At 68.7% G+C, this 12,983-nt stretch carries 11 protein-coding genes and 1 pseudogene; 6 read left to right on the top strand and 6 right to left on the bottom strand.

Translation table 11 applies throughout. The annotated features are described in order from the left end of the window. Positions 1–301: 301 nt before the first annotated feature. From HLK59_RS02025 to HLK59_RS02010, 5 genes and pseudogenes are all read right to left on the bottom strand, one after another. Entirely contained in the window at positions 302–970 is a 669-nt protein-coding gene (locus tag HLK59_RS02025) for a TetR/AcrR family transcriptional regulator C-terminal domain-containing protein (protein WP_171139412.1), read from the bottom strand. 168 nt (positions 971–1,138) lie between these two features. After that, positions 1,139–2,089 (bottom strand): zinc-binding alcohol dehydrogenase family protein, encoded by a 951-nt coding sequence (locus HLK59_RS02020; RefSeq protein WP_171139411.1) that lies wholly within the window; start codon positions 2,087–2,089, stop codon positions 1,139–1,141. Between the two features lie 245 nt (positions 2,090–2,334). Further along, positions 2,335–2,523, bottom strand: a pseudogene (locus HLK59_RS50710) (hypothetical protein); the annotation flags it as partial. 43 nt (positions 2,524–2,566) lie between these two features. Beyond that, on the bottom strand, positions 2,567–3,745 hold the full coding sequence (locus HLK59_RS02015; RefSeq protein WP_346779623.1) for an MFS transporter: 1,179 nt from the start codon (positions 3,743–3,745) through the stop codon (positions 2,567–2,569). Positions 3,746–3,916: 171 nt separating this feature from the next. After that, positions 3,917–4,267 (bottom strand): hypothetical protein, encoded by a 351-nt coding sequence (locus tag HLK59_RS02010; RefSeq protein ID WP_171139410.1) that lies wholly within the window; start codon positions 4,265–4,267, stop codon positions 3,917–3,919. A gap of 531 nt (positions 4,268–4,798) precedes the next feature. Between HLK59_RS02010 and HLK59_RS02005 the strand changes: the two genes are divergently transcribed. From HLK59_RS02005 to HLK59_RS01980, 6 genes are all read left to right on the top strand, one after another. After that, positions 4,799–7,030, top strand: coding sequence for an MMPL family transporter (locus tag HLK59_RS02005; RefSeq protein ID WP_171139409.1), 2,232 nt, complete (start codon positions 4,799–4,801; stop codon positions 7,028–7,030). Between the two features lie 104 nt (positions 7,031–7,134). After that, positions 7,135–8,334 (top strand): sensor histidine kinase, encoded by a 1,200-nt coding sequence (locus HLK59_RS02000; protein WP_171139408.1) that lies wholly within the window; start codon positions 7,135–7,137, stop codon positions 8,332–8,334. After that, positions 8,331–9,011, top strand: a complete 681-nt coding sequence (locus HLK59_RS01995) for a response regulator transcription factor (RefSeq protein ID WP_171139407.1) — start codon at positions 8,331–8,333, stop codon at positions 9,009–9,011. Before HLK59_RS02000 ends, HLK59_RS01995 begins: the two co-directional genes overlap by 4 nt. Before the next feature lie 220 nt (positions 9,012–9,231). Further along, positions 9,232–9,855 carry a TetR/AcrR family transcriptional regulator gene (locus HLK59_RS01990; protein ID WP_171139406.1) on the top strand — a complete coding sequence of 208 codons (624 nt, stop codon included), beginning with the start codon at positions 9,232–9,234 and terminating at the stop codon, positions 9,853–9,855. Positions 9,856–10,237: 382 nt separating this feature from the next. Then, positions 10,238–11,371, top strand: coding sequence for an alpha/beta fold hydrolase (locus HLK59_RS01985; protein ID WP_171139405.1), 1,134 nt, complete (start codon positions 10,238–10,240; stop codon positions 11,369–11,371). Positions 11,372–11,382: 11 nt separating this feature from the next. Beyond that, positions 11,383–12,189: an amidohydrolase family protein gene (locus tag HLK59_RS01980; protein ID WP_171139404.1), complete on the top strand. Its 807-nt coding sequence runs from the start codon at positions 11,383–11,385 to the stop codon at positions 12,187–12,189. A 191-nt stretch (positions 12,190–12,380) separates the two neighbouring features. On the opposite strand, the gene HLK59_RS01975 is transcribed toward HLK59_RS01980, so the two are convergent. After that, positions 12,381–12,971 carry a TetR/AcrR family transcriptional regulator C-terminal domain-containing protein gene (locus HLK59_RS01975; RefSeq protein ID WP_171139403.1) on the bottom strand — a complete coding sequence of 197 codons (591 nt, stop codon included), beginning with the start codon at positions 12,969–12,971 and terminating at the stop codon, positions 12,381–12,383. Positions 12,972–12,983 lie beyond the last annotated feature (12 nt).

The following is a 12,983-nucleotide window of genomic DNA, read 5'->3' as shown; positions in this document are numbered from 1 at the left end:
GCGACGGTCGCCGTAGGAGTTGTGCCACCCAGCACATTTCGGATACATCGTACACGAAATATTGTCGGACAGAGGTGGCGGCGCTCGATTCCTGAACCTTGGCCTGGTCGCACGTGCAGGGGGCCGTCTGATGGATTGGGGAATCAAAGGGCGCCGGGCGCTCGTCCGTGCTTCGTCGCAGGTGCTGGGGCTCGCCTGCGCGCGGGCCCTCGCCCGGGAAGACGCGCACGTCATCCCCAACGGGCGGGATCCGGACAAGCTGAGCCCAGTGGGTGTCGTCACGCTCAGGTGTCGTAGGCGATCAGTGACCGGCTGGGCGGTGTGGTGGGGCTTTGCCCGCTCCCGAGGACCGTACGGTCGCCCGTGTCGTCGCGCGGACCATTGCTCGATCGGCTGCCCCCTCACGCCCTGCCGAGTCAGACGCCTCGGAGAGTCGCGCTTCAATGCCGTCCAGGAGCGACCGCAGGCCGAAGGAGACATTCGGGTCGGGAGTGTCGGCGAGAGCGGAGCCGATCGCGAATGTGACGACGCTCTGAGCGGCTCGCTCGGCATCCCGTCTGGTGAAACCAGCGGACGTGCAGACGGCGAGGAGATGCTCGTCATGGCGGTCCCTGGCAGCGCCGTCAAGAGGCTGCATGGTCATGGCGACCAGGAGCCAAGGGTGCCGGAACAGCATCGAGCGCAAGTTGCCTGCCATGGCCAGCAGTGCCTGACGCCATTCGAGGCCGTCAACAGCAGAGAGCGGCGCCTGCGACCACACGGTGTCAGTTGCCAGCAGGAGCAGGTCATGCCGGCTCTTGACATGCCAGTAAAGAGCTGCCGCAGTGGTGCCGAGGAGGCCGCCCAGTCGTCGCATAGTCAGACCGTCGATGCCTCCTTCGTCCAACAGGGCGATGGCGGCCTGGACCACCTGCTCCTGACGCAGGACGTCATGGGGTGTGCGCGGGGTCGGCGATGTGGAGCTGGTCATGTCACCTCCTGTCGTGTTCGAAACCGCTGCTTCACCGGGCTGAGCGGGCGGCCCTCGCGCCGCCGACGACAGGGAGCGCACGCGTCGGGACGAGGCGGATGCTTTCGAGCACTCGCGGCCCGCCGCCACATCCGGGCGGTGTATGGCTCCTGCGGCGGATCCGTACTCTCAGCCGGGGATCAGGACGGGGCGGGGGCCCTGGGGAGCGGTCCACGCTTCGCTGACCTTGGAGAGCGGGTAGGTTTGCGCGCTGACGTCCACCTTGCCGTCGGCGATGAGTCCTGCATACGTGACGAGCTGGGCGACATAGCGCCGCATGTCGAAGGAACCGATGCCGCTGCCGCTGAGCCGGAAGGGGCGGCTGCGCAGCAACGGGGCCGGCACCAGGGCCTGCTGACCGGCCGCACCACCGATCTCCACGTAGCTGGTGCTTCCGGCGCCGGGAACGGCCGCCAGCGCCTGGAAGGCGGACTCGGCAGCACCGCCCCACAGGAAGTCCAGCACGAGGTCGGGCGCCTCGGTGCCCAGGGCGGTGCCGATGGCCGTCGCGTCCACCTCCTTGTCGCCGATGATCTCGACCGTTTCGGCGCCCAGCCCGGCCACACGCTTGAGGCTGTCCGCACCGCGGCCCACGCCGATCACGCGCCGCACTCCGAGCGCTCCGGCGTTCTGCACAGCGAGGCCACCAGCCGCTCCGGTCACCCCGAGGATCATCACGGTGTCCGGTGTGCCGAACTCGTCCGCGTGAGCGGTGAGCGGCATCCAGGAGGACATCCCCGGATTGATGCCCGCCGCCACGGCGACGGGGTCGGCGTCCTCCGGTAGCGGGAGTGCCAGAGTGACCGCCATCCGCTCGGCGAACGTGCCCCAGGGCGCGTCGATCTCGCCGGTGTACACCAGCGTGCCGTCGGCGGTGCGGGCCACCGCGTCCACCCCCGGAACCAGCGGGAACTGGCCCGTGCTGCTGTAATGCGCACCGGACGCCTTGGCGCGCACGACGGGATGGATCGCGGTCGCGACCAGGTCGACGATCTGTTGGTCCTGGCGGGCCCGGGGATCGGGGAAGTCCTGGTACTCGGGCACAGCACCACCCGCTGCCGCCACCACTGCTGCCTTCATCACTGCTCTCCTCGACTCGGAAATCGCCTCGACGTCTCGCCCCCGGCCGGGACAGTTCACATCTTGCGGATACAGTGTATCCAGAAAATAGAGAGCCTGCCATCTCAAGCCGCGCTTGCCGGGTCCTGCGCATGCCTCCGTCGTCACAGGCGAGGTAGCCGCGGCCGCCCCCAAGCGTGGAGGCCGGTGCCTACCGGAGCGGCGTCGCCCGGGGTGGTTGGGCCGGGTCCGAGGTGGGGGTGCCTCTATTGCCTTTCGTCAAGGCGTCCATGTTGGGGATTGGTGTGGTTGGGCTCGCCGAGGTCATGCGGCGAGTTCGACGTCCGTGGGGTTCGGGGTTCGTAGAAGGTGCCGTCCTGGAGCATGGTGAACAGGACGCGGATGTGCTGGCGGGCGAAACGGAGGAGGGCCTGAGTGGTGGGTGAAGGTCCTCGCCGGGACAAGGCCGATGCGGCGGACCGCTCGACAGGGAATCCGTCACGGGCGTGCCGGCATTCGAAGCTCCGGGGACGCGGCACCGTCCCGCCCGGCCCGAAGCAGGGCGGCCAAGACGCTCGCGGCCAGCAGCGCGACGGCCAGGCTGAAGCCGATCCCGGCTGTCCGCAGTCCCACCGCCTGCGCGGCCAGCCCCTCGCCGATGACGGGCAGGGATATCGCCACGTAGAGCACGAAGAAGAAGGTCGAGGCCACTTCGGCGCTCTGCCCGCTGGGAGCCTCGGCGTTGATCGCGGCCAGCCCCGCCCGAAAGGTCACGCCCTGTCCGAGTCCGGCGACCACTGCGGCGGCGAGGAGCAGCACCAGCGATTCTGCGGCCAGTCCCGTCGCGAGCAGGGCCATTCCCACGATGAGCACGGCACACCCGGCGGGCAGGGCGGCACGGCCGAGCCGCGGTACGAGCGTGATCTGCCCGAGCGCCGAGGCGGCGAACAAGGTGCAGACCACGGCACCGGCCAGCGCCGGACTGGACAGCCCGAGCAGCCGCCCCAGGAACGACGGCGCGACCGCCGTGAACAACCCCATCACCGCGAACCCGGCGAATCCCGCGGTCGCCGCCGGCATGAAGGTGCCTCGCATCGGCTCCGGCACGCTCGGACGCGCGATCCGCCAGCGCGGGCGCACCGTGACCGCCACGGGTTCGGGCATCAGCCAGACCCCTACGGCGACCAGGGCGAGCATTGCAAGGTGAACGATGAACGGAAGCTTCACTGGGGCCGGGGCCAGCTGCGCGAGGAGGCCGGCCAATAGTGGTCCGGCACCCAGCCCGCCCATGTTCGCCACGGTGGCTACCAGGGTGGCGCGCTCGCTTGCGCCGTCCTTCGCCAGGTCGGCCAGGGTGGCGGTCGCGGTGCCGGTGAAGATGCCCGCGGACAGGCCGGAGAGCACCCGTCCCACGAGCAGGAGTGGCAGATTGTCGGCGACCAGGAACACGCCCGCACTGAGCACCGCGAAGGCCAGCCCCGGCAGCAGGGTCAGCCGCCGTCCGATGGCATCCGAGACCCGTCCGAACAGCACCAGGGCGGCCAGGACCCCAACCGCGTAGGCGGCGAAGATCACCGTGCCCATCAGGGACGAGAAGCCGAGCCGGTGCTGGTAGAAGGCATAGAGCGGCGTTGGCAGGGTCGTGCCCAGCATCGTCACGGCGAAGGCAAGGGCCACCAGCCAGAACGCGGCGCCGCGCGGTACCGGCCACCGGCGCCCACGGCTCCTCGGCGCCGCGGGTCGGCAGGCATGTGAACCGTGCACGCTCGTGTGTCCGCTTACCGGACGAGCGCTCTCAACCCTGCGACGTTGGACTTGCAGATCGTGGACAAGCACTTGGCACCCGCTTCAGGCCTGGGCGGTGCTCGGAGCGTCCAGCACGCGGAGGAGCCGTTGGCCCGATTCCAGAAGCCTGGCCTTGGTCCCCTGAACGTCCCCCGCGAGTAGGACATGAGCGCGAAGTCCGCTCTGGCAGATGGCCAGGTGAGCGTTGACCAGGCCGGGGATGGTGACGGTTTCGACGGCGTGCCCGTCCAGGTGATCGCCCGTATCGGCGATGCGGTCGTCGCCGACATGGATGTCGACGCGCTCCACGTCGGGTCGGCCGGGCGCCATGGTGATCATCTGCGCTCCGCGCAGCAAGGTGCGGGCTCGTTCCGCACCCTCCCCACCAGGGAAACGGTGACTCTTCGCGGGCATGCCGAAGCTCCTTGCCAGTGGGGTCTTTGCCGGAGTGGCGGTATGTGCCGGGGCCTCGGTCGACATGTGCACGAAGTCGTGCCTGTGGACCGGGAGTCTGGGATGTGGGCCAGGGCGGACTACTATAATGGCTACAATGTATCCATTATCAAGACAGGGCGTCAAGGTGAACCGCCTTGACACCGCACCCTCGCCCGACTAAGCATCCTTCCGTTATGGTTACATGGTAACCATAAGTATCCGGGTGCTGCTGGCGTACTCGAATCGGCGTACTCCGCCGCAGCCCTGCGCCTCCTTAGTGGCGTGTTACCGCTACCTGCCAACGCCAGGTGGACCGGCACTTCCAAGGTCCGCCGGGACGGGTCGACGCCGACCAGGAGCCGCGGGAGGGGCCTGTCATACCGGAGGGGCCTGCCAGCCGATTCTGTACTACCTCATCAGTAGTGATGTTTGTGTCCAAGGTATGACGACGGGACGACCCGCCCCCGACAGGCTGAGCAGGTACCCGACAGCAGATGTGGAGACCCTTTCGTGGCCACCTTTCTTTATCGACTGGGCCGACTGGCCTTTCGGCGACGATGGACCGTCGCTCTGATATGGCTGGCCGCCATGGTGGCCGCCGTCTTCGCCGCGTCCCAGACGCCGGGGACCTCCGACGAGAGGTTCTCCATGCCGGGCATCGAGGCGCAGAAGGCCTACGACCTGGCGGAGCAACGCTTCCCCGGGGCCACGGCCGACAGCGCGACCGCCCGGGTCGTCTTCATCGCCCCAAACGGACAGAAGGTGACGACCTCGGACAACCGGGCGGTCATCGAGAAGGCTGTGGCAGAACTGGCCACCGGCCCTCAGGTCGACACAGCCGATGATCCCTTCCAGACGAAGGCGGTCAGCAAGGACGGATCGACGGCCTACTCGACGATCACCTACGACGTCAAGGTCGCCGAGGTCACCGACGCCAGCAAGGAGCAGTTGCTCGCGACCGTCGACAAGGCGCGAGATGCGGGCCTGACCGTCGAGGCCGGTGGCGAGGCGCTGGACAGCGGCGAAGCGGGCGGGTTGGCCGAGCTGATCGGCATAGCGGTGGCTGCCTTGGTGCTGATGATCACCTTCGGCTCGATGGTCGCGGCCGGGCTGCCGCTGCTGACCGCGCTCATCGGTGTCGCCGTGAGCCTTTCCGCCCTCACGGCGGTGGCTGACATCTTCGGACTGTCGGACACGGCCAGCACGCTGGCCATGATGCTGGGTCTCGCGGTCGGCATCGACTACGCCCTTTTCGTCGTCTCCCGCTACCGGGAGGAGCGCGCGCGCGGCCGTACGGCACAGGAGGCGTCCGGGCTCGCGGTCGGCACAGCAGGCTCGGCGGTCGTCTTCGCCGGGCTCACTGTGGTCATCGCGCTGGTGGGGTTGTCGGTGGTCGGCATCCCGATGCTCACCAAGATGGGCTTGGCCGCCGCGGGCGCGGTCGTCGTCGCCGTACTCGTCGCGCTGACGTTGGTTCCGGCGCTGTTCGGTATCTGGCCGAATGCCGCGCTCTCGCGAAGCGCCCGCAAGGCAGCCCGGAAGGGCGGGCATACCAAGGAGAGTGGCGGAGACAACGGGGGAACCCGCTGGGCGCGGTTCGTGCTGCGACGCCCGCTGCCGGTGCTGCTGCTCAGCGTCGCGGGCCTGGGCGCGATCGCGCTCCCGGTGGCCAACCTGCAGCTGGGCATGCCGGGTGATGAGGCGAAGCCCACCTCCACCTCCGAGCGCCGCGCCTACGACGCGCTGGCCGAGGGCTTCGGGCCGGGTTTCAACGGGCCGCTGACCGTCATCGTGGACGCCAAGGACTCCAGCGACCCGGAGGATTCGGTGAAGGTGATCTCGAAGGAGATCGCCGGCACGAAGGGGATCGTGGCCGTCTCCCCGGCTCAGTTCAACAAGGCCGGGGACACCGCGATCTTCGAGGCCGTGCCCTCGACCGCACCGACGGACGAGAAGACCAAGGGCCTGGTGAAGGCCGTCCGGGCCGAGCGTCCCGGAATCGAGTCGAAGGCCGGTGCGACCTACCAGGTCACGGGGACCACGGCGGCGAACATCGACATCGCCGACAAGGTCCAGGCCGCGCTGGTTCCCTATCTCGCGGTCGTGATCGGTCTGGCCTTCATCTTGCTGCTGGTGGTTTTCCGGTCCGTGCTCGTACCCATCAAGGCGGCCCTCGGCTTCCTGCTGTCGGTGCTGGCGGCCCTCGGCTCGGTGGTCCTGGTCTTCCAGCAGGGGCACGGCGCCGATCTGCTGGGCGTCGATCAGACCGGCCCGATCATGACCTTGATGCCGATCTTCCTGGTCGGCATCGTCTTCGGCCTGGCGATGGACTACGAGGTCTTCCTCGTCTCCCGAATGCGCGAGGCGTACGTGCACGGAGACCGGGCCCCGCAGGCGGTCACGACAGGCTTCCGCCACAGCGCCCGGGTCGTGGTAGCGGCCGCACTGATCATGATCGCGGTCTTCGCCAGCTTCGTCACCGAGACCGACTCCATGATCAAGATGATCGGGTTCGGTCTTGCCGCCGCCGTACTGCTTGACGCCTTCGTGGTGAGGATGGCGATCGTGCCGGCGGTCCTCGCCCTGCTGGGCGACCGGGCCTGGTGGCTTCCGGGCTGGCTGGATCGGCTGCTGCCCCGCGTGGACGTCGAAGGCGAAGCGCTCACCGGTCGACCGGTCGAAGGCGACGGAAGCGAGCCGGGCGACCACGCCGCGGACAGGCCGGCCGCGGTGCGGGTCTGACCGATCCGGCGACAGTCCATCCCCGCCGCCCGTGGCTTTGTCCACGGGCGGCTCCTGTCACCCCTACGGGGCAAGCAAGCCCGCAGTCGCTCACCGGAGGGCCAATGACCACCCCACCCCAGCAACAGACGCCGTTCCGCCCCCGGGCCGCCGGCCTGGTGATGTCGTTGGCCCTGTGGACCTGCGTCGCTGTCGGCGACTCGTTCACCACGCCCGATGCCACGTCGCCGGCCATGGAATGGCCCGCCGAAGCCCTTGCCGCCCTGTCCTGCGTCGCCCTGCTGGCCAGTCGCCGCCGCCCGCGCGCCGCCCTCGTCGTCACCGCCGCCGCCACCGTGACCACCATCGCCCTGGACTACGTCGTCACCCCCCTGCTCCTCGCGCCCCTCATGGCCGGACTGTTCCGACTGGCGGCCGGCACCGACTCCAGGACCACCCACACCTACGGCTTCACCACCGTGGGCGCGATGGTGGCCACGATGGTGATCAACGACCCCTCGGACTTCGAGGTGGCCGGCCCCCTCCTGTGGCTGCTGCTGCCCCTCGCCTGGGGGCGCGGCGCCCGACTACGCGGCGCCTATCTGCAAGCCGTCCAGGCCCGCGCCGAACACGCCGAGCGGACCCGCGAAGAAGAGGCACACCACCGCGTCACCGAGGAGCGCATGCGCATCGCCCGCGACCTGCACGACGTCGTCGCCCACCACCTGGCTCTGGCCAAGATCCAGGCAGGCGTCGCCGAGCACTTCACGCGGACCCGTCCCGAGCAGGCGCAGAAGATCCTCGCCGACCTGGTCGGCACCACCACCACAGCGATGCGTGAACTCAAGGCCACCGTCGGCCTCCTGCGCCACGCGGACGACCCCGACTCCGCGCCCTTGGAACCGGCCCCCGGCCTCCACCTCCTGCCCGAGCTGATCGAATCCTGCGAGTCAGGGGGACTCACCGTCACCGTCACCAGCCAAGGACAAACCCAGCCGCTGTCCCCCGGAGTGGATCTGACCGCGTACCGCATCGTGCAGGAGGCGCTCACCAACGTCGCCAAGCACACACCCGCGAAAACCGCGCACATACAACTCGCCTACGCCAGGACCAGCCTGACCCTCACGATCACCAATGACACAGACGCCCTCACCACCACAACGCTCCAGTCCGCCAAAGGCGGCGGCTTCGGCCTCATCAGCATGACGGAGCGCGCCCACTCTGTCGGCGGCGAACTACGGGCAGGCCCCCGGCCCGCAGGCGGTTTCCAGGTCACCACCGCCCTGCCACTGCATCCCCACGACCCCAGGGAACGAACTCCATGACGATCCGTGTTCTGCTCGCCGACGACCAGGCGCTGATGCGGGCCACCTTCCGGACTCTGATCGACTCCTGCGACGACATGGTGGTGATCGGCGAAGCCTCCGACGGCAGAGAAGCGGTGGAACTCGCCCACGCCCACCACCCCGACATCGTCCTCATGGACATCCGTATGCCAGGGATGGACGGACTGACCGCCACGGCCGCGATCTGCCGGGACCCAGAGCTGTCCGCCACCCGAGTCCTCGTTCTCACCACCTACGAGACCGAGGAGTACGTCGCCCGGGCCCTGCAAGCCGGAGCGAGCGGCTTCCTCGGCAAGGACGCAACCGTGGACGAACTCTTCACCGGCATCCGCACCGTTGCCTCCGGTGAGCCACTCCTCTCACGAGGGGCCACCCGCTCGCTCATCGCCCGCTTCCTCACCGTCCGCCCCTCGCACGACCGCCCGGTGAGGCCACAGCGCCTGGCCCATCTGACCTCCCGAGAGCGCGAGGTCATGGCCCTCGCTGCCAACGGCAAGTCCAACGAAGGGATTGCCGACATATTGGCGATCAGCCCGCTGACCGTACGCACCCACATCCAACGAGCCATGGCCAAACTTGATGCACGCGACCGTGCCCAGCTCATCGTCATCGCCTACCAGACCGGCCTGGTACAGCCGGCCCGGGCCGCAGACTAACCGTGCCCCGTTCGGGGGTGCCCCGCACCACCGCCGAAAACGGATACGATAAGACCGAAAATCCCTTCAGAGATGCGTGTCCTCAGCAGAATCCGACCGAAAGGGTGAGCGCTTCATGACTTCGGAGGTCCAGTCCATTGCGGGAAGTCCTGCCTGGTGGGCCGGCCGGACGCCGCCCCCCGTGTATCGGCGGGGGCGTCCCCCGATGGACGCCGGGCGGATGGTGGACACGGCCCTGAAGCTCATCGACGAGGTCGGCATCCAGGCACTGACCCTGCGCATGCTCGCCGACACTCTGAACTCGGGTACGGCGACGCTCTACCGGCACTTCAACGGCAAGGACGAACTCCTCGCTCTGGTCGCCGACAGAATCCTGGGCGAAGTCCGTATCCCGGTGGAGGAGTTGGACGGACTCTCCTGGAGGGAAGCCGTGAGTGCCGCGGCGGAGGCGTTCTACGGCACGCTGTGCCGGCACCCCAACGCGCTGTCCTTGCTCGCGGCCCAGGTCCCTGTCGGCCCCAATGCCCTTCGGGGCAGGGAACGGCTGGTCACACTCTTCACCGGGCACGGGTTCCCGATCGGCCTGGCCGCTCGTTCTTACACGGCCATGGGCCACTACGTGATCGGCTTCGCCATCCAGCAGTACGGCCCCGGGACACCGCGCACCGAGGACCAGTTGCAGCTTCGGGACTACTACAAGTCCCTTGACCCGGTTGCCTATCCGGCCACCGTCGCGGCGGCCGACGAACTGACGTCCGTACCGCTGCACGAGGAGTTCCGGTTCGGCCTGGAACTGCTCCTCGACGGGCTGGAACGGCAGAGGCAACTCCACGCGGAGGCCTGAAGCAGTCACGGGGCGCCGAATCGGACAGAGTTCGTGCTCTGTCGCCCACGAAAGTCGTCCCGGGGAGTCCACGCGCGATCCGAGGGCTCATCGCCACCCGGCAACCGTGTCCGTTGTGTCAGGACAGAATTACGGATACGCTGTACTCGAAATCATCGGCTGGCGGTCCGGGACGGGCCGCTGCCCGGCACCGTGCCATCTTCCGGGCGGCGCCGGATTCCAGCTCATGGTCAAGCTGCACACCAGCGACGAGCCGCACCTCTCATGTCGCCGCAGCTCACGGGACAGCCGCCCTGGCAATCGCATCGCGCCAGGCCGAACAGGAGGAACTTCAGGAATGTCAGCACAGCAGGAGGTCACCGAGGGTCGCACGGCCCCGGTCGTGAACCTGACGTTCGTGGGCAGCCGCGCTGAGACGGAGGAGGCCATGTCGAGGCTCTCGGTCGAATCGCAGGCCGGGCTGCGTCAGTTCTCGTTGGAGCGCATGACCGGCTATGGCGTCGACTACGCAGATGCCGTCGAGCTGCGCGCCCGCGTGATCGAGGGACAGGACTGGCACTCCGCCGCCACCGAACTTGCGGGCGTGTGCCTGCGCCGCGCCGAGGGCACCGCGGGGGCTGCCGGGAAACCCACGCAGGTCACGTACCTGCGCCGTGCGTCCGCCCTGCTGCGTATGAGCCAGATGATGATGCTGTCCGACACCGCGGAGCGCCGGGTGATCTTCGCGCGGGCTGCGGAACTCTACGCGCGGGCTGCGGAAGCAAGCGGTGACCGTGAGCGTGTCACGATCCACACCGATAGTGGTCCGCTGGTGGGGTGGCTGGTTCCCGCGGGCGACACCGCGGTCGGCTCGGCCATCGTCATCGGCGGCGTCGAGGGCTGGGCAATGGATTTCGACAGCATCGGCGAGGCACTCGCGGCACGGGGCGTCGACGCACTGCTGCTCGACGGTCCGGGGCAGGGCGAAACGCGGCTGGCGCACGCGCACTACCTCACCACCGAGTGGCGCGACGCGTACGGGCGAGCCGTCGATTTCCTCGACGGGCGCTCACCGGGCCGCCCGATCGGCTTCATCGGCAACAGCATGGGGGGCAGCGTCGCCATGGCCGTCGCGGCACAGGACACCCGGATCAGGGCGTGTGTCGACAACGGCGGCATCCACGCGCCGTGGCTGGTGCCGCCGACCATGGGGACCTTCTTCTCGAAGATGGTGGCCGCCTGCGGAACAGGGGACCCGGACCGGGCGGTGGACGTCTGGAAGACCGTCACCCCGCTCGCCGACGGGCCCAACACTGGATATCCGCTGCTGGTCGTGCAGGGCGGCGCGGACCCGATGATCTCGACCGACCTCGCACAGATCCTGCTGCAGGGCGCACCGACGGCAGACAAGCGGATGGTGATCTTCTCCGACGGCAACCACTGCGTCTACAACCACAAGCACGACCGTGACGCGCTCATCGCCGACTGGATGACCGCGCGCCTGCGCGGCCTGCCGATCCCCGACATCACGAACTGAGAGGAACACCCGTGCACATCATCGACGCACAGATCCACCTCTGGGCCGGCGAGAGCGCGCCGCCGCACCACTGGCGCGCGCCGTACACCGTCGAGACCGCCCTGCGGGACATGGACGAGGCCGGGGTACACCGCGCCGTCAACTGTCCGGCGGTCTGGGACGCCGACGCCAACGACTACGCCGTGGAGGCGGCGAAACAGCATCCCGATCGGTTCGCGACCCTCGGCTGGTTCCCCCTCGACGAGACCGCGGACGAATCCCGCGTCGACGCCTGGCTGGACAAACCCGGCATGCTGGGCCTGCGCTTCATGCTGGCGGCGCCGGATATGGCCGACCGCATCGCATCGGGCGACCTCGACTGGCTGTGGGCCGCCGCCGACCGACGCAAGGCCCCCATGGGGATCATGGTGCTGCCGCCGTACCTGGCCGCCGTAGGAGACGTCGCCGCCCGATACCCGAATATGCGCCTACTGATCGACCACCTCGCGGTCAACCCCTTCGAGAAGCTGCCCGACGCCGCCGCGCACCTTGACGCCCTGCTCGCTCTCGCCCGCCACCCCAACATCGCGGTCAAGGCGACGGCTGTACCGAGCATGGCGACGGACGCATACCCGTTCGCGAGCACTCACGGTGTGCTCCGGCAGGTCTTCGACGCGTACGGCGCCCAACGGATGTTCTGGGGCACCGACATCACACGTCTGCACTGCTCGTGGCGCGAGGCAGTGACGATGTTCACCGAGGAACTGCCCTGGCTGCGAGGCCGCGACCTGGAGCTCGTCATGGGCCGTGCCGTGGCCGACTGGATCGGCTGGCACTGAGACGGTCGGCGACGCCATGCCGCCGCCGGGCCACAGCACTCAGCGGCACATGGCGTCCTCAGGCCGCTGCGCAAGGTTGAGCCGGACCTGTTCCAGCCCGTCGAGGCGCAGGTCCCGACCGGAACTCCTCGTGCGGCGGTACGGAGGTCAACTCGTCGGACGCGGCGGTCGTGGCCGGATGGACGGCCGCGTCAAGGGAGTTGCAGTAGTCGCAGCAGACGCAGGTGGTCCTCGGGACCCGGAGTCCCGGGGCCGTGCTGCTGGATGGCGAAGCCGATCACGTAGTGGCCGATGGCCGTGAAGGCACGGGCGGCCAAAGCGACCGAGAAGCCGTGGCTCAGGAACTGTGTGATGAGACGTTCCCTGACACGGAAGCCGTTGGGGCCGCCGGGAACTTGGGCCGTCAGCAGGGAAAGCGTGTTGGGGTGCCGGCACAGCGTGCCGTAGAACGCCTCCGCCGACATGGTCACGGCTTCCCGACAGGACATACCGTCCAAAATCTCGGGAGGGACGCGGACTTCGCCCAGGATTCTACCGGCGACCAGAGCGAGGAGTTCATCCTTGCCGTCGAAGTGCCGGTGGAGCGTCGCTGTACCCGACTTCAGGGCACCGGCGAGCATGCGCAGGGTGAGCGTGTGGATCCCGACCTCCTTGATGAACTTCAGGGCCGTGTCGACGATCCGCCCGGCGCCCATCCGGGGGACACCCTCGCCGATGCGGGGGGGGGCGGCGTCCGGCCGGCCCACCAGGCAGGACTTCCCGGAGCGGGCTGAACCTTTCAAGTCATGAAGCGG

Source organism: Streptomyces sp. S3(2020), assembly GCF_013044505.1.
Lineage (GTDB): Bacteria > Actinomycetota > Actinomycetes > Streptomycetales > Streptomycetaceae > Streptomyces.
This window is presented reverse-complemented; position numbering and strand designations above follow the sequence as displayed.

What these genes read in the sequence shown, in the direction of transcription:
- HLK59_RS02025 (WP_171139412.1), bottom strand. Translation starts at nt 970, where the DNA reads ATGACCAGCTCCACATCGCCGACCCCGCGCACACCCCATGACGTCCTG.
- HLK59_RS02020 (WP_171139411.1), bottom strand. Translation starts at nt 2,089, where the DNA reads ATGAAGGCAGCAGTGGTGGCGGCAGCGGGTGGTGCTGTGCCCGAGTAC.
- HLK59_RS02010 (WP_171139410.1), bottom strand. Translation starts at nt 4,267, where the DNA reads ATGCCCGCGAAGAGTCACCGTTTCCCTGGTGGGGAGGGTGCGGAACGA.
- HLK59_RS02000 (WP_171139408.1), top strand. Translation starts at nt 7,135, where the DNA reads ATGACCACCCCACCCCAGCAACAGACGCCGTTCCGCCCCCGGGCCGCC.
- HLK59_RS01995 (WP_171139407.1), top strand. Translation starts at nt 8,331, where the DNA reads ATGACGATCCGTGTTCTGCTCGCCGACGACCAGGCGCTGATGCGGGCC.
- HLK59_RS01990 (WP_171139406.1), top strand. Translation starts at nt 9,232, where the DNA reads ATGGTGGACACGGCCCTGAAGCTCATCGACGAGGTCGGCATCCAGGCA.